Source organism: Phytoactinopolyspora alkaliphila, from assembly GCF_010550695.1.
In the GTDB taxonomy this organism is placed as follows: domain Bacteria; phylum Actinomycetota; class Actinomycetes; order Jiangellales; family Jiangellaceae; genus Phytoactinopolyspora; species Phytoactinopolyspora alkaliphila.
The window spans coordinates 518,078-542,724 of the sequence record NZ_JAAGOB010000001.1; the positions used below are offsets into that span (position 1 = coordinate 518,078).

Annotated in this window: 23 protein-coding genes; 8 read left to right on the plus strand and 15 right to left on the minus strand. The window is 69.7% G+C overall.

Features of this window, described 5'->3' with window-relative positions; all coding sequences use genetic code 11:
• Nucleotides 1-12: 12 nt before the first annotated feature.
• The 3 genes from G1H11_RS02205 to G1H11_RS02215 are packed head-to-tail and all read right to left on the minus strand — an operon-like array spanning nt 13 to nt 2,824.
• A complete protein-coding gene (locus G1H11_RS02205) occupies nt 13-981 on the minus strand; it encodes a helix-turn-helix transcriptional regulator (RefSeq protein WP_163815565.1) in 969 nt (322 codons plus the stop codon).
• A 17-nt stretch (nt 982-998) separates the two neighbouring features.
• Nucleotides 999-2,204 (minus strand): HRDC domain-containing protein, encoded by a 1,206-nt coding sequence (locus tag G1H11_RS26795; protein WP_163815567.1) that lies wholly within the window; start codon nt 2,202-2,204, stop codon nt 999-1,001.
• A complete protein-coding gene (locus tag G1H11_RS02215) occupies nt 2,201-2,824 on the minus strand; it encodes a DUF3000 domain-containing protein (RefSeq protein WP_216843355.1) in 624 nt (207 codons plus the stop codon). Before G1H11_RS02215 ends, G1H11_RS26795 begins: the two co-directional genes overlap by 4 nt.
• Before the next feature lie 67 nt (nt 2,825-2,891).
• Between G1H11_RS02215 and hemE the strand changes: the two genes are divergently transcribed.
• Nucleotides 2,892-3,914 (plus strand): uroporphyrinogen decarboxylase, encoded by a 1,023-nt coding sequence (hemE, locus tag G1H11_RS02220; protein WP_163815570.1) that lies wholly within the window; start codon nt 2,892-2,894, stop codon nt 3,912-3,914.
• Here the strand turns inward: hemE and G1H11_RS02225 are convergent.
• A complete protein-coding gene (locus G1H11_RS02225; RefSeq protein ID WP_163815572.1) occupies nt 3,887-4,822 on the minus strand; it encodes a DUF4349 domain-containing protein in 936 nt (311 codons plus the stop codon). The two genes, hemE and G1H11_RS02225, sit on opposite strands and share 28 nt — an antisense overlap.
• 115 nt (nt 4,823-4,937) lie before the next feature.
• On the opposite strand from G1H11_RS02225, the gene hemG reads away from it, so the two are divergent.
• Both hemG and hemQ read left to right on the plus strand, forming a co-directional pair.
• Nucleotides 4,938-6,368: a protoporphyrinogen oxidase gene (gene hemG, locus G1H11_RS02230; protein WP_163815574.1), complete on the plus strand. Its 1,431-nt coding sequence runs from the start codon at nt 4,938-4,940 to the stop codon at nt 6,366-6,368.
• A complete protein-coding gene (gene hemQ / locus G1H11_RS02235) occupies nt 6,365-7,069 on the plus strand; it encodes a hydrogen peroxide-dependent heme synthase (protein ID WP_163815576.1) in 705 nt (234 codons plus the stop codon). The genes hemG and hemQ overlap by 4 nt, the downstream gene beginning before the upstream one ends.
• 19 nt (nt 7,070-7,088) lie before the next feature.
• Here the strand turns inward: hemQ and G1H11_RS02240 are convergent, their stop codons facing one another.
• From G1H11_RS02240 to G1H11_RS02260, 5 genes are all read right to left on the minus strand, one after another.
• Nucleotides 7,089-7,550, minus strand: coding sequence for a GNAT family N-acetyltransferase (locus G1H11_RS02240; RefSeq protein WP_163815578.1), 462 nt, complete (start codon nt 7,548-7,550; stop codon nt 7,089-7,091).
• A 12-nt stretch (nt 7,551-7,562) separates the two neighbouring features.
• A complete protein-coding gene (locus G1H11_RS02245) occupies nt 7,563-7,832 on the minus strand; it encodes a winged helix-turn-helix domain-containing protein (protein ID WP_216843356.1) in 270 nt (89 codons plus the stop codon).
• 224 nt (nt 7,833-8,056) lie between these two features.
• A complete protein-coding gene (gene msrB, locus G1H11_RS02250; RefSeq protein ID WP_163815580.1) occupies nt 8,057-8,458 on the minus strand; it encodes a peptide-methionine (R)-S-oxide reductase MsrB in 402 nt (133 codons plus the stop codon).
• 33 nt (nt 8,459-8,491) lie between these two features.
• A complete protein-coding gene (gene ligD, locus G1H11_RS02255; RefSeq protein ID WP_163815582.1) occupies nt 8,492-9,538 on the minus strand; it encodes a non-homologous end-joining DNA ligase in 1,047 nt (348 codons plus the stop codon).
• Nucleotides 9,539-9,598: 60 nt separating this feature from the next.
• Nucleotides 9,599-10,150, minus strand: coding sequence for a hypothetical protein (locus G1H11_RS02260; RefSeq protein ID WP_163815584.1), 552 nt, complete (start codon nt 10,148-10,150; stop codon nt 9,599-9,601).
• A 122-nt stretch (nt 10,151-10,272) separates the two neighbouring features.
• Here G1H11_RS02260 and G1H11_RS02265 point away from each other — a divergent pair, with 122 nt between their 5' ends.
• On the plus strand, nt 10,273-11,340 hold the full coding sequence (locus G1H11_RS02265) for an ATP-dependent DNA ligase (RefSeq protein WP_163815586.1): 1,068 nt from the start codon (nt 10,273-10,275) through the stop codon (nt 11,338-11,340).
• Here G1H11_RS02265 and G1H11_RS02270 read toward each other — a convergent pair.
• On the minus strand, nt 11,310-12,131 hold the full coding sequence (locus tag G1H11_RS02270) for a pyrimidine reductase family protein (protein WP_216843357.1): 822 nt from the start codon (nt 12,129-12,131) through the stop codon (nt 11,310-11,312). The genes G1H11_RS02265 and G1H11_RS02270 overlap by 31 nt on opposite strands.
• Nucleotides 12,132-12,172: 41 nt before the next feature.
• Here G1H11_RS02270 and zapE point away from each other — a divergent pair, with 41 nt between their 5' ends.
• The 4 genes from zapE (at nt 12,173) to G1H11_RS26800 (ending at nt 17,081) form a co-directional block, all read left to right on the plus strand.
• Nucleotides 12,173-13,204: a cell division protein ZapE gene (gene zapE, locus G1H11_RS02275; RefSeq protein ID WP_216843358.1), complete on the plus strand. Its 1,032-nt coding sequence runs from the start codon at nt 12,173-12,175 to the stop codon at nt 13,202-13,204.
• A gap of 87 nt (nt 13,205-13,291) precedes the next feature.
• Complete coding sequence (locus G1H11_RS02280; protein ID WP_163815588.1) at nt 13,292-14,332, plus strand: LacI family DNA-binding transcriptional regulator; 1,041 nt, start codon at nt 13,292-13,294, stop codon at nt 14,330-14,332.
• A 68-nt stretch (nt 14,333-14,400) separates the two neighbouring features.
• Nucleotides 14,401-15,834 (plus strand): glucuronate isomerase, encoded by a 1,434-nt coding sequence (uxaC, locus tag G1H11_RS02285; RefSeq protein ID WP_163815589.1) that lies wholly within the window; start codon nt 14,401-14,403, stop codon nt 15,832-15,834.
• Nucleotides 15,831-17,081 carry a mannitol dehydrogenase family protein gene (locus G1H11_RS26800; protein ID WP_216843359.1) on the plus strand — a complete coding sequence of 417 codons (1,251 nt, stop codon included), beginning with the start codon at nt 15,831-15,833 and terminating at the stop codon, nt 17,079-17,081. Before uxaC ends, G1H11_RS26800 begins: the two co-directional genes overlap by 4 nt.
• Here G1H11_RS26800 and G1H11_RS02295 read toward each other — a convergent pair whose 3' ends face one another.
• The 5 genes from G1H11_RS02295 to G1H11_RS02315 all read right to left on the minus strand — a co-directional run bounded on the left by G1H11_RS02295 (nt 17,082) and on the right by G1H11_RS02315 (nt 24,641).
• Nucleotides 17,082-19,295, minus strand: a complete 2,214-nt coding sequence (locus tag G1H11_RS02295) for an AAA family ATPase (RefSeq protein WP_163815949.1) — start codon at nt 19,293-19,295, stop codon at nt 17,082-17,084.
• A 216-nt stretch (nt 19,296-19,511) separates the two neighbouring features.
• A complete protein-coding gene (locus G1H11_RS02300; protein ID WP_163815591.1) occupies nt 19,512-20,300 on the minus strand; it encodes an IclR family transcriptional regulator domain-containing protein in 789 nt (262 codons plus the stop codon).
• Nucleotides 20,301-20,338: 38 nt separating this feature from the next.
• Complete coding sequence (locus G1H11_RS02305; protein WP_163815594.1) at nt 20,339-21,343, minus strand: electron transfer flavoprotein subunit alpha/FixB family protein; 1,005 nt, start codon at nt 21,341-21,343, stop codon at nt 20,339-20,341.
• Nucleotide 21,344: 1 nt separating this feature from the next.
• Nucleotides 21,345-22,118: an electron transfer flavoprotein subunit beta/FixA family protein gene (locus G1H11_RS02310; RefSeq protein WP_163815595.1), complete on the minus strand. Its 774-nt coding sequence runs from the start codon at nt 22,116-22,118 to the stop codon at nt 21,345-21,347.
• Nucleotides 22,119-22,124: 6 nt separating this feature from the next.
• Nucleotides 22,125-24,641 carry a GcvT family protein gene (locus G1H11_RS02315; protein ID WP_163815597.1) on the minus strand — a complete coding sequence of 839 codons (2,517 nt, stop codon included), beginning with the start codon at nt 24,639-24,641 and terminating at the stop codon, nt 22,125-22,127.
• Between the last annotated feature and the right edge of the window lie 6 nt (nt 24,642-24,647).

The window sequence follows — 24,647 nt, forward strand, 5'->3', positions numbered from 1 at the left end:
GCCCGGATCGGGTCAGCTGGTCGCTTCGTCGCTGACGGCGTCGAGGTAGCGCTTGGCGAGCGCCGCGGCGCAGGCATGAAGCTCGGCTGAGCCGATGATGCGGTACGGCGCCCGGATCATCGCCAGCTGCTCGGCATACCAGGACGGATTGCTGGTGGTCGCCACCAGCCGCGTGGTGCCGGCGTCCACGGCCTCACAGAGGCCGAGGCTGCGTGGCAGCCAGGACGCCACCGCCTCGAGCGGCGCGTCGATGACGACCTCGACGTCGTACTCCCAGCCGACGGCCAGGTGTTCCTCGAGAGTGCGGACAGGGTCGAGACCGGCAGGGCGGCTGAACGTCTCGTCGAGGGCGTCGACGTGGGTGACCCGGTCCACCCGCAGCGTGCGGATCTCCTCCTTCTGATGCGACCAGCACACGAGGTACCAGCGTCCGTGGCGGACCACCACGGCCCACGGGTCGACCACGGTGATCCACTCGGCGGACGCCCCGGAGCGGTATCCGATCCGGGTACGCCGATGTTCCGAGCATGCCTGCACCAGAGTGGTGGCCGTCTCGGCCCTGGGCCGTGCGGCGCTGCGATCCGGTGCGGGAGCGGTGGTCACCCGCACCGCTTCGGCCTGCCGGGCGACCGGCTCGGGCAGTACCCGGATGATCTTGCCGAGCGCGCTGCCCACCGGGCCGGCGGGATCCGCGGCGTCGTGGTGACCGTCGAGCACAGCCATGACCAGCCCGAGGGCTTCGGTGGTGGTGAACATCAGCGGCGGCACCCGGAGCCCGCGGCCGAGCCGATAGCCGCCGTACGGACCGCGGACCGACTCCACCGGCACGCCCGCTTCACGCAGGATGGCGACGTAGCGCCGCGCCGCACGCTCGGACACCCCGAGCCTCGTCGCCTGCCGGCCTGCGGTGACACCCGGGCTGCTCTGGATCAGGTCGAGGGCCAGCAGCGCCCGCGCCGTGGGGCTGTCGTCGTACGCCATCGAAAGCTTCCTGCCGGTTATGGGGCCGAGAGCGCCTGCGACACCGCAGCAGCCGTGAGCTGAATCTGCCAGGTTCGGGCGCCGCGCGTGCGGAAGGCGTCCGCGATGCTCTCTTCGGTGGGTGGGTCCGGCGGGTCCCAGACCACACGGCGCAGGGTCTCCGGTGCCAGCAGGTTCTCCACCGGCAGGCTGTGTGCCTCGGCGATCTCGGTGATTGCCGCGCGTGCGGCCGCCAGCCGGGCTGCAGCCTCCGGTTCGCGGGAAGCCCACGTCCGGGCCGGCGGAGGGCCGTCGTAGCGGGCGGTCTGCGGCGGAAGCTCGTCCTTGTCCATCGCCTGCGCTCGTTGAACGGCGCTGAACCAGCGAGCCGCCTCACGCCGCTGTGCGCGTCCACGAAACACCGGCAGTTCGGTCAGCTCGGCTTGGGTGGCCGGCTGGGCCAGCGCCGCGTCGATGATCGCGGCGTCGGGCAGCACTCGTCCCGGAGACAGGTCACGTGTGCGGGCCAGCTCGTCGCGGGTGTACCAGAGTTCGCGGACGATGGCGAGACGACGCCGGTCACGGACTCGGTGCAGGCCCGAGGTGCGCCGCCACGGGTCGATCCGGGGGCCGGCCGGCGGCGAGGCCACGATGGCGGCGAACTCTTCGTGCGCCCATTCGAGCTTGCCCGCCTCGCGAAGCTGAGCTTCCAGGGCGTCCCGCAGTTCGATCAGCAGCTCCACGTCCAGGGCCGCGTATTTCAGCCAGGCCTCGGGCAGTGGGCGGGTGGACCAGTCGGCCGCTGAATGCCCCTTCTCCAAGGTGAAACCGAGGACGTTCTCCACCAGGGGGCCCAGGCCCACCCGGGGAAGTCCGAGAAGGCGGCCGGCCAGCTCGGTGTCGAAGAGCAGGGATGGCCGCATGCCGACCTCCGCCAGGCAGGGCAGATCCTGCGAGGCGGCGTGCAACACCCACTCGGTCTTGCCGATGGCGGCCTCGACGCGCGACAGATCCGGCACCCCGAGCGGGTCGATGAGGAACGTGCCCGAACCTGTGCGCCGAAGCTGGACAAGGTAGGCGCTGTGCCCGTACCGGTAGCCGGACGCGCGCTCGGCGTCGATGGCCACCGGACCGTGTCCGGCTTCCACGGAGGCCACTGCCTCGGCGAGCGCGTCCGGGGTGGTGATGACCTCGGGAAGTCCTTCTCGCGGTTCGGTGAGAGGGACGGGCGTCTCGGACGTCACCGTCGCTGCTGCCTAGGTCTCGATGTCGGAATGGCGACGACGCCGGCGGGCAGCGGCAGAAGCCCGGCCGCGGTGATCAGCCCGTCACCCCACGCCAGGGCATGCGGCTCGAAGTTGTCGTCGTTCAGCGGCGTCCACGAGGCCCTGATCTCGACCTCCGATGACGGCGGCTCGCCCGCCATCCCGCCGAAGCCCTCCGACGAAACCCGGGTGACGGTTCCGCTGGCGGCGGTGAACGACGCGGAGCGAGCGGCGAGCGCGTCGGTCAGCCACGTCCAGGCCACGGCCAGCAGAAGCGGATCGGACCCCATCTCGGGTTCCAAGCTGGCGCGGATGTAGGTGACCAGGCGGAAGTCTCCGTGCCACGCCTCGTGGCCTCGCGGTTCGTGCAGGAGCACCAGCCGCCCGGTGGCCACCGGCTCACTGTCCTGGTCGCCGGGCACGTCGCCGTCGGTGAAGACGTCCGCGCTCAGCGCGAACGTATGCGTTGCCAGCCGCTTCGGCGGCGGCGTTTCCTCGAGATGTACTTCGGGCCGGAAACTGGCAGCCCGCAACGTCTCGACGGCACGCGCGAAAACGGCCGGAGCCTCCGGCTGGAGACGTTCACTGCTCCTCGCCACATACGGCAGATTAAGCCGGAATGCGCCCGCTGTCAGGGAGGCGCGCCCAGCATGCCACGATTGACGCGTGAACGAGAGCCTTTTGGTACGTGCCAGCCGCGGCCAGCGAACCGAGCGTCCACCTGTGTGGTTCATGCGCCAGGCCGGCCGGTCCCTGCCCGAGTACCGCAAGGTCCGCGAGGGCGTGCCGATGCTCGAATCGTGCCAGCGGCCGGACATGGTCGTGGAGATCACCATGCAACCTGTGCGCCGCTACGGCGTGGACGCGGCGATCCTTTTCTCCGACATCGTGGTTCCGCTGAAAGCCGCGGGGATCGACGTGGAGATCCAGCCGGGCGTCGGGCCCGTGGTCGCCTCGCCCGTCCGCGGAGCGGCCGACCTGGAGCGCCTGCGGCCACTTGAGCCGGGCGACGTCGGGTTTATCACCGAAGCGATCCACGGACTCGTCGCCGAGCTGGGCTCTACACCGCTCATCGGTTTCGCGGGCGCGCCGTTCACTCTCGCCTCGTATCTGGTCGAGGGGGGCCCGTCGCGTCATCACGAGCGGACCAAGGCCCTGATGCACAGCGAGCCGGCCGTGTGGCACGAACTGCTCAGCCGGGTGGCCGCGATCACCGCGTCGTTCCTGCAGGTGCAGATCGACGCCGGCGCCAGCGTGATCCAGCTGTTCGACTCCTGGGCGGGTGCCCTGTCCGAGTCGGAGTACCGGCGCTATGTCATGCCACACAGCGCGTCGGTGCTCGCGGGCATCGCCTCGGTGCCGCGGATCCACTTCGGGGTCGGGACGTCGGAGTTCCTTCCGCTGATGGCGGAGGCGGGCGCGGACGTCGTCGGTGTCGACTGGCGGCTGCCACTCGACGAGGCCGCCCGGCGGGTGCCCGGAAAGGCGCTGCAGGGGAACCTCGACCCCGCGATCCTGTTCGCGGACCGGGCCGTCGTTGACGTCGAGGTGGATCGCATCGTCGCCGAGGGTCGAGCCGCGCCCGGGCACATCTTCAATCTCGGTCACGGTGTCCTGCCGTCAACCGACCCCGACGTGCTGGCCCGGGTCGTCGAACGGGTTCACGCCGCGGGAGGCACGGAAGGCTGAGCGGCCATCGGGTGCTGCCCGGACGGACGCCGGCGCCTGAGCCACAGCCACAGCGGCACGCCCAGCACGGCTGCCAGCAGCATGAAGGGCAGCGCCGCGCCGAGAGCGGTGGCGGCGCCGCCCATCACGTCGGTGAACGCGTTCCAGCCGTTCTTCAGGCCGGCGAGGAAGCCGACGGCAGCTTCGGAGTCCTCGGCCTCCGCGGATGCCGCACGGAAGGTGACGTCGATCGTGGCCAGCGTCGTCAGGTTGGACAGCTGCTCCTGGCGGCTCAGGAGTGCGTCGAGATCCGCCTCGCGGGCGGCGAGTTCGGCCTCGATGGAGATCACGTCGCTGAGCTCCTCCGCCTCGCCGAGAAGCGTCCGGATCCGGGCGATGCTCTCGCGCTGAGATGAGATGCGGGACTTCGTGTCCACGACTTGCTGCGTGACGTCCTCGGTGCTGCGACTGCGGTGAGTGACCTCACCCAGATCCTGGAGTTCGGCGACCGCGTCCGAGTGCTGCTCTGTCGGCACCCGCAGGGTGAGCGTCGAGGAGTGCGACGTGGTCCGCTCGTCCGCGACGAACCCTCCCGCGCTGCGGGCGACGGACGCCGCCTTCGCGGCGGCTTCGTCGACGTCGTCAGTGGTGATCGACAGGCCGATCGTGTAGACGATGCTCCGGCCCAGCGCCTCGTCCGGCACCTGGGTGATCACACCGGCGGAGCCGCGAGCGGCCGAGGCTTCCTCGCCGCCTTGAGACTCGCCGTCGGGGCTGGACGCGCTGTCATCGGAGTCGGGAGCTTCCTGCGCGGCGACGTTGCGGTCCATGTCCGAGCCGCCACTGGAATCCGATCCAACGGCGCTGCATGCGCCGGTGAACAGGACCGCCCCGGCGGCCGCGTACGCTACTACCGTCCGTCGTTTCATGGCGTGCCTTCCGTCGCGTCCGGTCCGTCGCCTTATCGGACGGCGAACGGCTCGCGGCGGTTGCGCTCGCCGAGTCACGATCAGGCCACGGGAACGTCACGGGGAAGGTTGCGGGATGGGAGCACCACCTGGCGGCACGAGGGTCGCCGTCGTCGGCGGAGGCATCAGCGGGATGGCGGCCGCGTGGTTCCTGCGGCAGTCACTCGGAGACGACGCCGAGCTGGTGGTTCTCGAGCAACGCGACGTCGTCGGCGGTCACCTGCGGGTAGCCGAGGTGGCCGGCTTGCCGGTGGACATAGGTGCGGAGTCCTTGCTGGCGCGGCGTCCGGAGGCCGTGGAGCTGGTACGCGCGGCCGGGCTCGGTGACGACGTCATGCACCCCGCCGAGGCCGGCGCCGGGATCTGGAGCCGCGGGCGGATCCACCCGATGCCCGCGGGAACTGTCATGGGCGTCCCGTCCCGTGCGTCGTCGCTCACCGGGCTGCTCACCGAGCAGGAGGTCGCCGCCGCGCAGCATGCCGACGAAGCCAGCGCCGCTGGCGTGCTGCACGACGACGACATCGCGATCGGGCGCCTGGTCGCCGCCAGGATGGGCCGCGCTGTGGTGGAACGCGTCGTCGAGCCGTTGCTCGGCGGCGTCTACGCAGGGCACGCGGATGAGCTGTCATTGGAGGCCACGGTGCCGGCGCTCGCCGCGGCCGCCCGCAGGCACGACACCCTCGCGGCGGCGGCCGACTCCCTACAGGCAGCCCGGGGGCCTGCGGGTGGACACGTCTTCGCCGGCGTGGACGGTGGACTCGGCCGCATCCCGGGGGCGGTCGCCCGGGCTGCACGGGCAACCGTCCGTACCGGAATCACGGTCCGCGAGCTCGCCCGTACCGCCAGGGGATGGCGCCTGGTGACCGGTCCGCGCCCGGCGCCGGAGTTCCTCGACGTGGACGCCGTGGTGCTCGCCGTGCCGGCGGCGCCCTCGGCCCGGCTGCTGCGCGACGTGGCCGGTACCGCCGCGGCCGAGCTGGCCTCGATCGAGACGGCCAGCATGGCCATCGTCACGCTCGCCATTCCTGTGGCGTCGTTTCCCGAGCCTCCCGCGGCGTCGGGGTTCCTGGTGCCGCCCGTGGACGGGCACACGATCAAGGCGGTCACGTACTCGTCGGTGAAGTGGCCCTGGCTGGGGAAGCGGGCCGGCGACGTGGTGGTGCTGCGAGCCTCCGTGGGCCGGTACCGGCAGGAGGCCGAGCTGCAGCGTGACGACGCGGAACTAATCGAGGCCGTGATGACCGACCTGACCGTCGCCACCGGAGTGCGCGGGCGGCCGGTGGACGCCAGAGTCACCCGCTGGGGTGGCGCGCTGCCGCAGTACGCGGTGGGCCACCTCGGCCGCGTCCGCCGTATCCGCGAGCATGTGTCCGCACTGCCGGGGCTGGCCGTGTGCGGCGCCGCCTACGACGGAGTTGGGATCGCTGCCTGCGTGGCCGCGGCGCAGGCGGCCGCTGCCGGGGTGGCTGAGGACGTACGCGACGGCCGTGTCAGGATCGAGTCATGACGGAGCAGTCCCCGCGTCCCAAGGCCCGCGAACTGAACAACGTGATCCGGTACACGATGTGGTCGGTGTTCCGGGTACGGGACCCCCTGGGTGAGTCCGAACGTGCGCCCCTGGCCGCCGGTGTCACCGGGCTGTTCGACGAGCTGGCCGGCAAGGACGTGGTGGTCCGGGGCCTCTATGACGTCTCCGGTCTGCGCGCCGACGCGGACCTGATGGTCTGGTGGCATGCGGCGGACATCGACGAGCTGCAAAGTGCCTACCAGCGCTTCCGCAGGACGGGGCTGGGCACGCGGCTCGATCCGGTCTGGTCGCAGGCCGCGCTGCACCGTCCGGCGGAGTTCAACAAGAGTCACGTGCCCGCGTTCCTGGCCGACGAAGAGCCGCGTGCCTATGTGTGCGTGTACCCGTTCGTCCGGTCGTACGAGTGGTACCTCCTGCCCGACGATGAACGCCGCGCCATGCTGGCCGAACACGGCCAGATGGCGCGCGGCTACCCGGATGTGCGAGCCAACACCGTGGCCTCGTTCGCGCTCGGCGACTACGAGTGGATGCTGGCGTTCGAGGCCGACGAACTGCACCGGATCGTCGACCTGATGCGGCACCTGAGGGCCTCGGGCGCGCGCCGGCATGTGCGGGAGGAAGTCCCCTTCTACACGGGTCGTCGGATGCCGGTGGAGGAGCTCGTCGCCGCCCTGCCCTGAGTCTGGCGATCCTTGCTGATCAGGAGCGTGGAGCGGGGGGCCGGGCCATGGGGACGTGCGGGATCCCGTCCTCCAGGTACTCCGGGCCGGTAGGGGAGAACCCGTATCGCCGATAGAACGCCACCAGGTACGCCTGGGCGTCGAGCACACAGGACCGATCACCGACCAGCTCGAGCGCGGCGTCCATCAGCCGGCCCGCGAGGCCGGTTCCCCGTGCCGCGGGCGCCACGGCCACCCGGCCGATCCGCGCGGCGCCGCCCGGCTCGTCCAGCATCCGCAGGTAGGCCAGTGGCAGGTGATCCGGACCGGGGAACCAGAGGTGCCAGGTGGATGGCAGGGTGTCTCTTCCGTCGAGCTCTGGATACGGGCACTCCTGCTCGACGACGAAGACATCGACACGCAGTTTCAGCAACCCGTAGAGCGTGTGGGCATCGAGGTCGCGGAACCGGGCGGTGCGCAGGCCGGGTATGTCCTGTGCCATCACGCGAAACCGTCACAGGACATACGTGCCCTTGGCCGGAAGCGTGCAGATGAGGTGCCGCTTCCTCAACTCCGCGGCGACTTTGCGGACCGTGCCCAGAGATACGCCGTATTCCATCGCCAGCTCGCGCTCGCACGGCAGTCTGCTGCCAGGGAGTAGCTCGCGAGCTCGGATCCGAGCCTCGAGATGATCGGCCATGCGGATATAGACATACTCTGTGCCACGAAAGTCAGGGTCGAATTCCGGAATCGTGTCAGTGGGGGACTCGGGCGACGCTGCCACGTCGGCCTCCTTTCACATCCGATGAGAGCCGCACAACGTTTGATGCGTAGTGGCCTCACGGCTGAGAGTAGCCCATCGACATTCGGCAAACAAGCAGGTCAGCGTCAAGCCATGCTTGCAGATTCGGGGCATCGGAGAGGTTTTTCGTGGTCGGCAGACGCGAATGTCCCTTCCCCCGGAAACCGCGCGAATTCCCTTGGGGAATTCCCGCGGCGGAGGACGTTTCAGGAAACGCGACGCAATGCCACGCCGTTGATGCAATACCGCTGATCGGTGGGCGTGGGGAAACCCTCGCCGGTGAAGAGATGTCCGAGGTGCGAGCCACAGCGGGAGCAGCGGACCTCGGTCCGCACTTGACCGAGACTCCGGTCCTCGATGTACTCGACACGGTCCTCGGCGAGCGGTGCGTAGAACGCCGGCCATCCGCAGTGCGCGTCGAACTTGGTGGCGGTCTCGAACAGCTCGGCCCCGCATGCACGGCACTGGTACACGTATGGCCGGTCGTCGGCGTGTTCCAGCGGACTGGTACCGGCGCGTTCGGTGCCCGCCTCGCGGAGCACGTGGTATTCCTGCGGCGAGAGCTCAGCCCGCCACTCGTCCTCGGTCTTCTGTACCTCGTAGGCCATACCTATGACCGTAGCGCGCCGCTGAGCGCGGGGTCAGGTGTCGGCCCGGGCGCGGCTGGGCTGGACGCGTTTCGGCTCTCCCGGCATCTTCGGATAATCCGGCGGGTAGGGGAGATCGCCGAGGTCCCGGTCTCGGGAGTCGCGCTCGGCCATCTCCAGGAGTGGCTCGAGGGAGTACGCGCGCTCGTCGAGCTCGGTGTGCGGGTTGCCTACCTGGGCGAACCTGTCCGGCATGGTGGAGATGTCGAAGTCTTCCGGGACGACGTCGTCCAGCTCGTCCCAGCGCAGCGGCGCCGAGACCGTCGCCCGGGGCTTCGGCCGGACCGAGTACGCCGAGGCCATGGTCCGGTCCCGGCACATCTGGTTGTAGTCGATGAAGACCCGCTCGCCGCGGTCCTCCTTCCACCAGGACATCGTGACCTGTTCGGGCTCGCGGCGCTCTAGTTCGCGGCCGAACGCGATGACCGCGCGGCGGACCTCGACGAAGTCCCAGCGCGGCTCGATGGGCACGTACAGGTGGACACCGCGGCCGCCGGATGTCTTGGGGAAACCGTCCATGCCGAGCTCGTCCAGGAGGGCACGGGCGGCGTGCGCCAGGCGTGCGGCGTCGGCGAAGTCCGTACCCGGCTGCGGGTCCAGGTCGATGCGCATCTGGTCCGGCCGGTCGGTGTCGTCGCGGCGCACCGGCCACGGATGGAAGGTCAGCGTGCCCAGGTTGGCCGCCCATGGCACAACGGCGAGCTCCGTGGGGCAGACTTCGTCGGCGGGCCGGCCGCTGGGGAAGGTGATGCGGGCGGTCTCCACCCATGACGGCGCACCCTTCGGCACCCGCTTCTGGTAGAAGGCATCGCCTCTGTTGTCCTGCCGCGTGGACAGCTTCGCGCCCTCGATGACGCCACTGGGCCAGCGTTCCAGCGTGGTGGGGCGCTCGCGCAGAGCATGCAGGATGCCGTCGCCCACGGCGAGGAAGTACTCAACGACGTCGAGCTTGGTGAAACCACGCTCAGGGAAGTACACCTTGTCCGGATTGGACACCCGGACCTCGCGGCCGCCCACGTCGAGGAAGACCGGTTCACTCACTCGTCTACTCCGTTCGCGTTCCGGTCCCCACGTGCCGGGTGCTCGTGATGGTCGCCGTCCTCACGCGTCCTCTCCGAGCTCCTGGTCTCCGTGGTGCTGGCGTGCCTCGGACTCCCAGTCGGGTTCGGACTGCGCGAGCAGGTGCAGTACCGGGACCTTGAGCCTACGCCGTGCCCGCGTGGTCCAGTCGACGTGGAACAGCTCCGCGACAACGTGCGGGCGGGTGAGGATGATGACCTCGGCGGCATCGCACTCCTGGACCAGTGAATACAGCCGCTCGAGCGGGTCGGTGGCGGTGACCTCGCCGGTGACCCGCACACCGAGATCGCCGAAGGCGCGGACCGAGATCTCGAGCGAGTGCCTGCTGGCCGCCCGGATCTCCTCGTGGACCCGTTCCAGGTCGTTCTCGTCCAGATACAGGGCGGCTGTCCCCATGACCTCGCTCGCGGCGAGAGATCCGATGGTGGCCTCCACTCGGCTCGCGGCATCCTCGACGGGGATCAGCACAAAGTAATGGACGTCGTGGGGAATATCCGCGTGAAGGGCGACGATCTGCCGGGCGTCCCAGTTGGTGACGGGCTCCTCGACCAGCACGACGACTTTGTACGACATGGCCAACCTCCCGGTGTCCGCCGCTCGACGCTACTGGCATCGCGCCGAGGCCGCTTACGCCATAGTGGCACTACCACGCGTGTTCGTGGTCACAGATGAATGCCTGCCGCTAGATTGTTCGTGTGCTGTTACCTGTGATGCCGCCCGTGGCGCCCATGCTGGCCAAATCCGCGAAGAAGATCCCCGCCGGAATGCACTATGAGGGCAAATGGGACGGCTTCCGCGCCATCATCTACCGCGACGGCGACGAGGTGGAGATCGGCAGCCGGAACGAGAAGCCGATGACCAGGTATTTCCCGGAAGTCGTCCAGGCGGTGCGCGAGCACTTGCCGCCTCGGTGCGTCGTCGACGGTGAGATCGTCATCGTCACCGACGACCATCTGGACTTCGAGCGCCTGCTCGACCGGATCCATCCGGCGAAGTCACGCGTAGACGAGCTCGCGGAACGCACGCCGGCCAGCTTCGTCGCCTTCGACCTGCTCGCCCTCGGCGACGTCAACCTGATGGCCGACCCGTTCGAGAAGCGGCGTGCCGCTCTGGTGGACGCCATGGCCGATGCTGGCCCGCCGGTGCACCTGGTGCAGGCCACCACCGATCTGACGGTGGCCGAGCAGTGGTTCGACCAGTTCGAAGGAGCGGGCCTGGACGGGCTGATCGCCAAAGGGCTGCGAGACCCGTATCAGCCGGGCCAGCGTACGCAGGTGAAGATCAAGCATGACCGGACTGCCGACTGTGTGGTGGCGGGCTTCCGCTGGCACAAGAGCGGGGGCGTGGTCGGCTCTCTGCTGTTGGGTCTCTACGACGACGAGGGCACGTTGCACTTCATCGGCGTCAGCGCGTCGTTCCCGATGAAGCGCCGCGCCGAGCTGGTCGAGGAACTCGCTCCGTTCCGGATGGGCGACGAGGTCTTCACCGAGCACCCCTGGGCGGAGTGGGCCCGGGCGGAGGCGCACGAAGGTAAACGGCTCCCCGGAGGGCAGAGCCGGTGGAACGCCGGCAAGGACATGTCGTGGGAACCGCTGCGCCCGGAATTGGTGGTCGAGGTCGCCTACGACCACATGCAGGGCACCCGCCTGCGGCACACGGCGCCCTTCCGGCGCTGGCGACCGGACCGGGACCCGCGCACCTGCACCTATGAACAGCTCGAGGAGCCGGTCAGTTACGACATCGCGTCCGTTCTTTCGCTCTGACGCATCACCGGGCTGTGCAGCCAGCGGGTGAGCAGTGCGCCGTCGTCCTCCAGCAGGTGCGCGAGCTGCCAGCGGCTGTCGTGGATCGGCGCGCCGTCGAGGATGCGGGTGGCGTAACCGCCCGCGAGCATCGGCGTGACGGTGTAGCACAGCTCGTCCAGCCGGCCGGCGCGCGCCACCTCCGCGAGCAGGCTCGGGCCGCCCTCGCACAGCACTCGCCGCAGTCCGCGCTCGGCCAGCTGCGAGAGCGCGGCGGAGGGGTCGACGTCCTTCTCTCCCGCGACGATCACATCGGCCACCTCCGCCAGAGCCGAGCGCCGTTCGGGCGGCGCGGACTCGACGGTCAGGACGATGGTGCGCTGTGCGGCGCCCGTCACGTCGAGCGCGCGGGTGAACAATGGCGACGACGGGTGCAGTTCGAGCCGGCGGCTGACCACAGCCATCGGCGCGGCCGGGGGGCGGCCGTCACGCTCACGCAGCGTCGCGTAGACGGTGTCCGGCTCGGCCGGGCCGTAGCTTTCCGCGCGTGCCGTGCCGGCGCCCACGAGCACCACGTCGGCGAGAGCGCGAAGTAAGGCGAAGACCCGCTGGTCGGTGGGCGTGGAGAGAGTACCGGAGCGGGCGTCGGGCCCCTGCGCGGCCCCGTCGATGCTGCTGACCATATTGGCCCTGGTCCAGACGCCGCTCGATGTGAGCTCCGGATAAGCGTAGAGCGCCGCGAGCGCCTCGGTATCGTCGAGGTCCAGGTCATGGCTAGCGGCGGTCTCGAATGGGGGATAGATGAGTCGCACACCCTGATTCCATCAGACCGGTCGCCTCTATCCTGGACGACGTGCCCGATCAGCTGGTGAACCGTCATCCTGAGGTGCCGCCGTCGCGGCTGATAGCGGAGATGATTCCCCCTCCTCGATTCGCCGAGGTCAGCTTCGAGACCTACGTCCCGGACCCGGCCGAGCCGTCTCAGGAGCGTGCCGTGACAGCTCTGCGGGCGTTCGCCGGACGGATAGGCGAGTCTCAGGGCCGCCGCGGCTGGTTCGGCAGGCGCGCCGCTCCTCCCGCTGGACGCCCCGGCGTGTACCTCGACGGAGGCTTCGGCGTGGGCAAGACACATCTGCTGGCGTCGCTGTGGCATGCCGTGGCCGTGCCCGCCGAGCTCAAGACCTTCTGCACGTTCGTCGAGCTGACCAACCTCGTGGGCGCGCTCGGCTTCGCGACTGCGGTCGAGGCGCTCTCGGGCCGGCTGCTGGTCTGCATCGACGAGTTCGAACTCGACGACCCCGGGGACACCGTCCTGGTCTCCACGTTGCTGACCCGGCTGACTGAGGCCGGTGTCAAGACGGCGGCGACGAGCAACACGCTTCCCGACAAGCTGGGCGAGGGCCGGTTTGCCGCGGACGACTTTCTCCGCGAGATCCAGGCGCTGGCTGCACGCTTCGACGTGCTGCGTATCGACGGCGAGGACTACCGGCACCGTGGCCTGCCCGCGGCTCCGCAACCGGTTGCCAGTGCCGACACCGTGACAGCAGTGGCCACAGCGTACGGGCCCGGCGGCGCCCTCGACGACTTCGACGCGTTGTGCCGCCACCTGAGTACGGTTCATCCGTCGCGGTACGGGCCGCTGCTCGACGGCGTATCCCGGGTCCACCTTCGCGACGTGCACCCGGTCGACGATCAGAGCATCGCGCTGCGGCTGGTGGTGCTGGCCGACCGCCTCTACGACCGGGGCATCTCCGTGGTGGCGAGTGGCGTCCCGCTGGACCGGCTCTTCACGGGCGAACTGCTGGCCGGTGGCTATCGCAAGAAGTACTACCGCGCGGTGAGCCGCCTGGTCGCGCTGTCCCGTGAGACCACGGCCCGGAGCTGATCGGCACCAGTGCGCGCAGGACCGCCGAATGGCAGACTGTACCGGGCGGCAATCGGTTGCCACCAGACGGGATGACACAAAGGCCAGATGGGCAAGAGAAATGGCGAGTCGCTGCCGACCATCTACGACGTGGCCCGGGAGTGCGGTGTGGCACCGTCTACCGTGTCGCGGGCGCTGTCGCAGCCGGGCCGGGTGAGCGCCAAGACCAGCGAGCGTATCCACGAGGTCGCGGCGCGCCTGGGATATCAGGCCAATCCGCTGGCCAAGTACCTACCGACCGGCCGGACCGGCACCATCGTGCTGATCGTCTCCGACATCACCAACCCGGTCTACTTCCCGGTGATCCGTGGCGCCGAGTCCGCGGCCGCGGCCGCGGAGTACACGCTGGTCCTGAGTGACGTGGGGGAGTCTCCGGAACGGGAACGCGAGGTGATGGAGAAGCTTGTCCGCACGGTCGACGGGTTCGCGCTGGCGACGTCCCGGCTGACCGACGCGGCCATTCGCGCCGTCGCCCGGAGACGCCCGATGGTGACCATGAATCGGGTCACCCAGCAGGTGCCGAGCGTCGTGCCGGACAACGGCCAGGGCATGCGGTACGCGGGGGAGCACCTGGCCGAGCTGGGGCATCGCCGTGTCACCTACGTCTCCGGCCCGCCGACGTCCTGGGCGAACACAGTCCGCTGGCGGGCGTTGCGAGCGGCGGGGGAGCAGCTGGGGATGACCATCCGCCGGATCGGGCCGTATGCACCCACGGTGGCCGGTGGCTGGGCCGCGGCGGCGGACCTGGTGAGCCCTCTGCCCACGGCGGTGATCGCCTACAACGATCTGCTGGCCATCGGCGCGATGCAGGGCCTGCACGATCTCGGGGTGAAGGTACCGGACGACGTCAGCGTGATCGGTTGTGACAATATCCTCGGCTCGGACTGGTGTACCCCTGCGTTGACGACCTTGGCAGCGCCGTTGCGTGAGCTGGGTACACGGGGGGTGCAGCACCTCATTGCGATGATCAACGGTGCCGACGCACGACCCCGTCGGCCCCTCGTGCTTCCGTCCCAGCTGATCGTGCGGGAGTCCACGGCGCCTCCCCGGGACGAGGACGGTGACCGGCCCGGTTCTGGACGTGAGTGAGCCGGCGCGTCCGGCAAGAGATGGCAACCGCTTGTCCGTTCGGGAGTGGCGGCTCGAGGATGGTCGGCATGACCGGATCGTCGCGCCGCTATGAGCTTCATCCGGATCGGCTCTTCCCCGCCGATCCCGCGTCCCGATCCATCGCCAGGGGGCTGTACGAGCGGGTACGGGAGCTGCCAATCGTCTCGCCGCACGGTCACGTGGATCCGGGCATGCTCGCCGGCGACGAGCCGTTCCGGGACCCTGCCAGCCTGTTCGTCACGCCGGATCACTACGTCACCCGGCTCCTGCATGCTCACGGCGTCGATCTCGCCGAGCTCGGCGTCGGACAGGGTGAGCTGGACGAGAAGGCAGCGCGGCTGGCCTGGCGCCGGCTCTGTGAGCATTGGGCCGAGTTCCGGGGCACCCCCATCCGGTACTGGCTGGAGGTGGAGCTGGCGGAGATCTTCGGCGTGAATCGCCGGCTGGATGCGGCGACGGCAGACGCGACGTTCGACGAGATCGCGGCCAAGCTCGCCGGCCCCGCCTTCCGGCCGCGTGCTTTGTATCGGCGCTTCGGCATCGACGTGCTCGCGACCACGGACGACCCGTGCGACGACCTGTCCGCGCATGCGGCATTGCGGGACGACCCGTCGTGGAGGGGCCGCGTGGTTCCTACCTTCCGCCCGGACGCGTACCTCGAACCGTCCGCTCCGGCCTGGCGGGAGCGGATCGATGTCCTCGGCCGGGTGGCCGACGTCGACACCGGCACCTACGACGGCTACGTCGCCGCCCTGGAGAAGCGTCGCCGGTACTTCATCGATCACGGTGCGACCGCCACGGACCACAGCCATCTCGACCTCGGCACTGAACCCCTGGTCGCCAGGGAGGCGTACCGTATCTACGCGGCGGCCCTGACCGGTACGGCCACGCAGGACGAATGCACCGCGTTCCGGCGGCACATGCTCGCCCAGATGGCCCGGATGTCCTGTGACGACGGACTGGCGATGGCGCTGCACCCGGGTATCGTCCGCAACCACCATGGCCCGACCTTCGAGCGCTTCGGCCCGGACACCGGACACGACATCCCGGCGCGGCTGGAGGTCACCCGGGCGCTGCGGCCGCTCCTGGAGCGCTACGGCACCCATCCCGGCTTTCACCTGGTGTTGTTCACCGTCGACGAGTCCCTGTACTCGAGGGAGATCGCGCCGCTGGCCGGCTTCTACCCGAGCGTGTACGTGGGCGCGCCGTGGTGGTTCCTCGACACTCCCGACGCCATCCGCCGCTTCCGGCTGGCGGTCACCGACTCGGCCGGCTTCGGCAAGACGGCCGGATTCGTCGATGACACGCGAGCGTTCTGCTCGATACCCGCCCGGCACGACCTGTCCCGCAGGGTCGACGCCGGTGTCCTCGCGCAGTACGTCGCCGAGCACCGGCTGGACGAGGACGAGGCCACCGAGGTGATCGTCCAGCTGACAGATCGGCAGCCACGACGGGCGTTCAAACTGGAGGAAGAATCGTGAACAGACCGGTCCGCATCGCCCATCTCGGGCTTGGCGCGTTCTTCCGGGCGCATCAGGCCTGGTACACAGCGCACGCGCCGGACGCCGACAGCTGGGGAATCGCGGCCTTCACCGGACGCAGCCCGGCGATGGCCGACGCGCTCAATGCCCAGGGGCGCCGGTACACGCTGATCGCGCGGCGGGCCGAAGGCGACCACGCCGAAATCATCCCGGTGGTGACGGAGGCCCATCCGGGCGGCGACGACGAGGCCTGGCACGCCACCATGTCTGCTCCGGAGCTGGCCGTGGTGACACTGACCGTCACCGAGGCCGGGTATGAGCCCACATCGGCGATTCCCGGGCGGCTGCTGGCCGGCCTGCGTGCCCGGCGTGCGGCAGGCGGTGGCCCGCTGGCGCTGGTGTCCTGTGACAACCTGCCGGAAAACGGCAACGCCCTGCGCATTGCCGTTCAGGGCGCCGCGGGCGACGACGCGGACCTGCGGGAGTGGATCGACGCGCACATCTCGTTCGTGTCCACCGTGGTGGACCGCATCACGCCCGCGACGACACCGGAGGACCGTGCCGTCGCACAGGCACTCACCGGATGGGCCGATCGTTGCCCGGTAGTCACCGAGCCGTTCTCGGAGTGGCTCCTGGCCGGGGAGTTCCCGTCCGGGCGGCCCCAATGGGACGTCGCGGGCGCCCGGTTCATCGACGACGTCGAGGTATACGAACGGCGCAAGCTCTGGCTGCTCAACGGCGCTCATTCGCTCCTGGCCTACGCCGGGGCAACCCGCGGCCACGCGACCGTGGCCGAGGCGATGCACGATGAGGTGTGTGCGGCCTGGGTGGAGCAATGGTGGGACGCCGCGGCGCGTCACCTGGAACTGGACGGCACGGAGGTCTCCGACTACCGGGCCGCGCTGACCGCCCGGTTCACCAATCCCCGCATTCAGCACCAGCTGGCCCAGATCGGGATGGACGGCTCCCGCAAACTGCCGGTTCGTGCGTTCCCGGTGCTGCGTGCTGAGCTCGCCGCCGGCCGGGAGGCCGTCGGGCCGGCGCGGCTGCTCGCCGGGTGGATCCGGCACCTGCGCGGTGACACGTTCGAGGTCCGCGATCCGTCGGCCGGCGAGTTCACCGAGGCGGCGCGAGGGCCTCTGGATCAGGCGGTCCGGTCGGTGCTGGGCGGCCTCGACGAGGAGCTGGCCGCCGACGATCGCGTGGTCCGCCTCGTGGCTGACCTCACCACGGAACTGTCCCCATGATCATGGGGCGAGGGAGGCGAGCTCGTCCGGAAGGTCGCCGGTGTACAGGACGGTCAGGTGCTGGGTGGGCCGGGTGACCGCCACGTAGAGGTCGGTGGCTCCCCGGGCCGATTCGGCGAGGATCTCCGCCGGCTCCATCACGATCACCGAGTCGAACTCCAGCCCCTTGGCCTGGTTCACGGTGAGCACCACGAGCCGGGCGTCCAGCGCCGCGGGGTCGCGCGTGCCGAGCGCCACCGTCTCGGGCGGGATCCCGCCGCCGCCCGGATCGGTCAGCCGCGCGTACACGTCCTCGGCCCGGCGCGAAGGGACGATCACCGCGGTGCGGCCTTCGGCCTCAGCGTCGAGGTCCACAGCCACGAGCTCGGCCAGCCGGTCGTCGAGCCGGTCTGGGGTGACCGGTACGGCTGACGGTGCCTCGCCGGTGGAGCGGACCGACTCCGGTGGCGTCAGGGACGGGTCGATGCTGGCGAGCACGTCGGCTGCGACCTTCATGACTTCGGCCGGGGTCCGATAGTTGACCGAGAGGGTCTGCAGCCGCCACCGGCCTTCGGCGTGCGGATCGAGCACAGCGCTCCAGGAACGGGCACCGGCCACGGCCGACGTCTGGGCGATGTCGCCGACCACGGTCATCGACTTGCTCGGCACCCGGCGCATGACCATCCGCCATGCCATGGGGGACAGTTCCTGCGCCTCGTCGATGATCACGTGGCCGTACGCCCAGGCTCGGTCCTGCGCGGCCCGCTGTTCGGTGGTGGTGCTGGCGGGTGTTCCCCGGTAGCGTTCGGCCACTTGGGAGGCATCGACGGGGAATCCGAGGTCGAGGCCGGTGAGTAAATCCGCGGCGAACTCCTGTTCCGCGCGGCGTTCCTGCTCCGCTCGGCGCGCGGCGGCGAGCGCCGTCTCGTCGGGGATCTCACCGAGCAGCTCGGCGGCCTCGTCCAGCAACGGGATGTCGGCCTCCGACCACGGCCCGTCCTGGCTGCGTCCGGAGCGTTGGAGCAGGTGCCGCTCCTCTGGGTCGAGGGAACGAGCAGCGGCCGACACCAGCTTCGGGTCGCTGAACAAGGCCGCCAGCAGACTTTGGGGACTCAACGCCGGCCACAGGTCGTCGAGCACCGAGCGAACGTCGGGATGATCGGCCAGCTCCGCCCGCATGTCGGCCAGCTCGTCGTCGTCGACGGCCTGGCCGGAGCGCTCGAGGTACTGCAGTGCCAGGGGCCGCAGCACCTCCCGGACGAACACCGGCCGGGCCTCGTTGTGAGAGCGCCTGGACCTGCGGGCGCGGGTGCGTGCCGTACGGACGAACTCCGGGTCGAGGTCCAGGCCGACGCCGTCGATCTCCAGCCGGACCGGCTTGCGCGGAACCCGCTGGTGGTACCGGACGGCGGCGGCGACGACACCGGCCATCCGCAGGTCACCCTTGAGCTGTGCCAGCGCGTCGTCGTCGGCCGACGCCTCGATGCCGGGCAGCAGCCCGCCGATGGTGGTGAGATTGACGCCCGTCTCGCCGAGTGAGGGCAGCACCTGGTCGATATAGCGCATGAAGGTGCTGTTGGGGCCGATGACGAGGACACCGCTGCGCTCGAGCTGCTCCCGGTGGGTGTAGAGCAGGTAGGCCGCACGGTGCAGCGCCGCGACGGTCTTGCCGGTGCCGGGCCCGCCCTGCACCACCAGGATGCCTTTCAGTGGTGCCCGGATGATCCGGTCCTGCTCGGCCTGGATGGTTGCGACGATGTCCGACATGCGGCCGGTGCGATGCGCGTTCAGCGACGCGATGAGGGCGGCCTCGCCGTGGATCGAGCCGGCCGGCGCGGCCTGGGCATCACCGACGAACACCTCGTCGTCCACGCCGATGACCTTGCGGTGCCGGACCTGGATATGCCGCCGCCGGGCCAGCTGCCCCGGGTTGGCCGCCGTTGCCCGGTAGAAGGGTTCGGCGGCCGGCGCCCGCCAGTCGATCAGCAGCGGGTTGTATTCCTCGTCGGCCAGGGCGATCCGGCCGATGTGCGAGACCGACCCTTCGATCGTGTCGAGCCGGCCGAAACACAGGCCGCGATCGACGCCGAGCAGCCGCTCCATCCGCTCCACCTCGCGGTCGACGAAGGCCTCGCGCTCCCACACCGCCTGGTGGTTGAACCCGCGCTGCTTGTACAGCTCGGCCAGGCGCGTGGTGGTGCGGTCTCGGAGCCGGTCCAGCCGGTCGTAGAGCATCGACACATAGGCCTGCTCGGCCTCGACAGGACCGATGCCTTCCTCGGGCGCGGCGAACGGAACCGGAACGCCATGATCGTCATTTGACAGGGTGTCCCGCTGCTCACTATTGTTAATAGTGGTCCCTTTCTCGCGTATTCTTCTTTTTTGGCGCGAATTCACGATTATAGCGAATCCGATCGCGCGCCATTCGCGAGAGATGAATTCCGCGGTGCCCTATTCGGGTGTCTGTGAATCATCCCTGCCCATCGACGCCATGGCGGCCGCGTCCCGGACCAGCCCCCCGGCATTGTTGATCTCCGTCGTGTCCAGCCGATACGACGGCCCGGACAAGCCGATAGCCGCGATGACCACGTTGTCCGCGCCGAACACGGGTGCCGCGGCCGCTGCCAGGCCCTCCTCGAATTCCTCGAATGTGGTCGCATAGCCGTTCACGCGCACCTTCTCCAGCTCGTCCCGGAGTGCGCCGGGATCGACGATGGTGTGCTCGGTGAAGCGCACATGCGTCCGGCCGACAATGGCTTCGCGGGCGTCGTCGTCCAAATGAGCGAGAAAGACCTTCCCCGGCGCGGTGCAATGCAGTGGCGTACGCCGCCCGAGCCAGCTGCGGCTGGCGACGGTAGACGTGGAAAGAATCTGATCGATCGTGACCGATTCGTTGCCCTCGAGCACGGACAGGGTGACGGTTTCCTCGCTGTGCTTGGCCAGCCATTCGCATCCACTCTGGGCCTGCCGGGTCACGTCCGGCCCGACCGTCACGGCGTGCGCGAGATGCACCAGGCCGAACCCCAGCCGGTACTTCCCGGTCTGCGCGTGCTGCTCCACCAGCCCGCGGTTCTCGAGCGTGCTCAGCAGGCGAAACGCCGTTGACTTGTGCACCCCCAGGGAGTTGCCGACGTCGGTGACGCCGGCCCAGTCTTGGCGGGCCAGCAACTCCAGAATGGCTATCGCGCGTTCAACGGATTGGACATGACCGGACGGGCGGGCGCTGCTGGTTGACTCCACACGAGGCGAGTTTACCGACCATCGCCCCGGCGCGCGGCTCACGTGCGTCGGGCGCGGCGGTGGATCTCCTCGACGACGGCCGGAATCACCTCGGCCACGTCGCCGATGACCGCATGAGTGGCGCGCGTCACCAAGGGAGCGTCAGGATCGGTATTGACAGCCAGGATGTGCTTGGCGCCCATGCAGCCCACCCAGTGCTGGGTGGCGCCGCTGATACCGCAGGCGATGTACAGGTCGGGATTGACCTTGCTGCCGGTCTGGCCGACCTGATCCCGATGTGGACGCCAGCCGTTGTTGGTGGCCACCCGCGAACACCCGACCGCCCCGCCGGTCAGCTTGGCCAGTTCCTCCAGCGGGAGGAAACCCTCGGCGCCGCCGACGCCCCGGCCCCCGGAGACCACGACCCGCGCTGTGGTCAGGCTCACCCCGCTCTCCTGGGCGGAGCGATCCACCACCCGGCTGTGGACGAAGCTCGTATCGAACTCCGGCGTGTAGGACACCACCTGGGCTGTTCCGGAAGTGGAGACTGCCGTGGGGCCGGCATCGTCCGGTGGCACCGCCCCAGCCGCGATGGTCATCATGACGACGCCCGCCGTGAGCTCCGCGTCTTCGATCAGCATGCCGCCCTGGCGAATCCGGCTCAGTTGCCAGGCCCGGGAATCCGGCGAGACAGTGAGGCAATTGGTCGCCAACGGGAGGTCCGCCCGGGCGGCCGCCTGCGCCATGACCTCGGTGCCGCGCGCGGTCGCGGGGGAGATGACCGCGCGGGGCTCCGTGTGAGCGACGAGCTGGGCGAGCGCCTCGCCCCAGCACTCCGGGGAGTAGTCGTCGAGCAGTGGATGCCGGACATGATGCACGTGGGTCGCCCCGTGCCCGCCGGCCAGCGCCGGGAGGGCGTCGTCCGCGCCGTCGGCGACCGGGCCGATCGCTGCTGCTCCCAGCAATTCGCCTAGCCCGCCGGCGATGACGCGGCCGAACGCGAGGGCCACCGCCGACGATTCCACCCCGCCGTCCGGCTCGACCAGAACCAGCACGCCGCCCATCTCAGACCACCTCCAGCTCTTCCAGCAGGTCCACGACGGCCGGTGCGGCGGAGGCTCCGTGACCGAGAACCACCGTCTCCGGACGCTGCTGCTCAGGAACGCGTAGCCGGATTCGGCGCAGTCCTCCCGCCGGCACATGAGGGCGGAGCTCCGTGATCTCCGCCTTGCGGGCACGGAGGCGGCCGCGCATGCTCGGGTAGCGGGGGAGGTTGAGCCCCTCACGCACCGCGACCGCGGCGGGGAGCGCCGCCTCGAAGACCTCGGCGCCTCCGGGGGTGTCCCGGCGGAACCGGACCCGGCCGGCATCCGGGTCCACGTCGATGCCCTTGACACCTCCGACGATCGGCCTGCCCAAGGCGCACGCCACCCGCACACCCACCTGGTAATGCCCCGCGTCGGGCGATTCGTTGCCGAACATGATCAGGTCGAACGGCGCGCCGGAAGCCGCCTCGCCGTCCCGGATCGCCTCCGTGAGCGCGAACGCCGTGGCCTGCGGGTCCACTTCGTCCGGGCCGGCCTCCACCAGGATCCCGTGGTCGGCACCTAGGGATATCGCGAAGCGGAGCTGTTCCTCAGCCTCCGCCGGCCCCACGGTGAGCACGGTCACGCTGCCGCCGAACCGCTCCACGAGCTGCACGGCCTCCTCGATCGCGCACTCCTCGTGGGGTCCGACCGTGAAGGAGAGGTGCCGGGTGTCGATACCACGGCCGTCCTCGGTGAGCTGTGGGGCGCCGCCGGACGCCGGCACCCGTTTGACGCAGACCATGATGCGCATGCCGGATCACGCCTTCATCCGCGCGTCGTCCGGATCGAACAGCGGAACCCGGCCGGCCCGGGCCACCGTCACCGGATACCGCTCGCCCATGTACTGCACCAGCAGGCTGGTGCCTTCCACAGCCAGCTCGGCCGGAAGATACGCCATGAGCAGATACGCGTCCACGGACGGCCCTGCTCCGGCACTGGTGACGTAGGAGGGCCGTCCCAGCCGATCCACGATCCGCTCGCCGGTCGGCGTCAGGATGGGCTCGCCGCCCTGCGGGTAACGGCGGCGGCCCGTGGAGTCGAGGTGGTCGTCGACGGTCAGGGTGCACAGCACGGCGACGGCTTCGCGTTCCCGTGCCCGCAGGTAAGCGTTCTTACCGATGAAGTCGTGGTCCTTTACCTTGGGGAAGGCCAGCCCGGCGTCCACCGGCGTGTACTCCGACGAGAGCTCGGCGCCCATCAGCCGGTAACCTTTCTCCAGCCGTCCAGTCGTGCCGTAGACGCCGATGCCCGCCGGCACGATGCCGTGGGGCCGGCCGGCCTCGGCGATGATGTCCCACAGCAACTTGCCCTGCTCGAACGGGGCGTGCAGCTCCCAGCCGAGCTCGCCCACATAGGACACGCGCAGTGCGAGGACGGGCACCGTGCCGATCTCGATCTCCTGAGCCGTGGCGAATCCGAAGCCGTCGTTGGAGACGTCGTCACCGGTCACCGAGCTGAGCACGCCGCGGGCCCGCGGCCCCCACAATCCGAGCGTGCACACCGCGGAGGTGACGTCGGCAAATCCCACCGAGCCGTCGGCCGGGAGATGCCGCGCGAACCAGGCCGCGTCCCGGGCGCCGTCGGCACCGCCGGTGATGACGCGGTACCGCTCGTCGCCGAGCCGGACTACCGTGAGGTCGCTGCGGAAGCCGCCGTTGGGCGCGAGGACGGGCGTGTAGATCAGCCGGCCCACCTTCCGGTCCGCGTTGGCGACGATCAGGTGCTGCAGGTAGTCGACGACACCCGGCCCGAAGACCTCGAACTGCGCGAACGCACTCACGTCGATCATCGCGACGCGATCACGCATGGCCCGGTGCTCGGCGTTGATGATCGGCGACCACCAGCGCCGGTCCCATTCGTGCGGTCGGTCGTCGATCCCGAACTCGTCCAGCAGGCCCCGGTTGGACTCATACCATTGCGGCCGCTCCCACCCTCCGACCTCGAAGAACTCCGCCTCGAGTGCTTGCTCGCGGTCGTAGAAGGGGGAGAGGCGCTGCTGACGGGACGAGCTCCACTGCTCCCGCGGGTGCACGATGCCGTAGGTCTTGTTGAATCCCTCGGACGTGCGGGCCCGTACGTGCGCGCGGGTGCGCTGGTGCGGATAGAACCGGGCGATGTCGGCGGTGTGCAGGTCGATCTCCGCCGTTCCGTGCGTCATCCACTCCGCGACCATCCGCCCGACACCCGGACCCTCCTTGATCCATACCGCGGCGGCAGACCAGAGGCCGGACACCTCAGGGGTCTCGCCGAGGAGCGGGCTTCCGTCGGGGGTCAGCGACAACAGGCCGTTGATCGCGTGCCGCACGCCGACGTCCTCGCGGTCCAGGATGCTGCCGAACAGCTCCAGCGCATCCTCCATCTGGGGATCGAAGTCCGAGGCCGTGAACGGCAGCTGGGTGGGGGAGAGCTGGGCGGCGGCGAGGCTCGGGATGTGGTCGGGCTCGTGCAGGATCGGCCGGTGCGCATAAGAGCCGATCTCCAGGTCCGCCCCGCTCTGCCGCTCGTACATCAGGGTGTCCATGTCTCGGACGATCGGATAGGCGATCTCGACACCGGTCACCGCGAGCTCCGGGATCGGGCCGACATCCATCATCTGGTGCACCGCCGGAGTGAGCGGGATCGTCGCGCCGGCCATCCGGGCGATCCGCGGGCTCCATACGCCGCAGGCGATCACCACGGTGCTGGTCTCGACATCGCCACGATCGGTGCGGACCCTGACGACGTGTCCATGCTCGGTGTCGATGCCGAGGACTTCGGTGTTCGCGGCGACCGTGAGGCTGGCAACCGCGGCCGCCTGCTCCCTCATCAGCGCCCCAGCCTGGAGTGGGTCGACGACGGCGACCGACGGGGTCCAGAAGGCGCTGCGGATCAGCTCGCCGTTGAGAAACGGCACCAGCTCGACCGCCCGGGCCGCGTCGATCAGTTCGGCGTCGATGCCCCACGCGGTGGCGGAGGACATCCGGCGCCGCAGCTCCTCTTCACGCTCCTCGGTGCGGGCGATCTCGATACCGCCACAGGTGGTGAGGACGCCGAGCTTCTCGTACTGGCGCATCGAATCCAGAGTGAGGTCGGTGAGCTCGCGCGAGTGGTCGACCGGGAAGATGAAGTTCGATGCGTGGCCGGTGGATCCACCCGGATCGGGCAGCGGCCCTTTGTCGACCAGCACGATCGACGACCAGCCGAGATCTGCCAGATGGTGCACGATGGAGTTGCCGACGATCCCCGCGCCGATGACGACGACGTCCGCGCGTACCGGCAGAGTGCTCGCATTCATGACAAC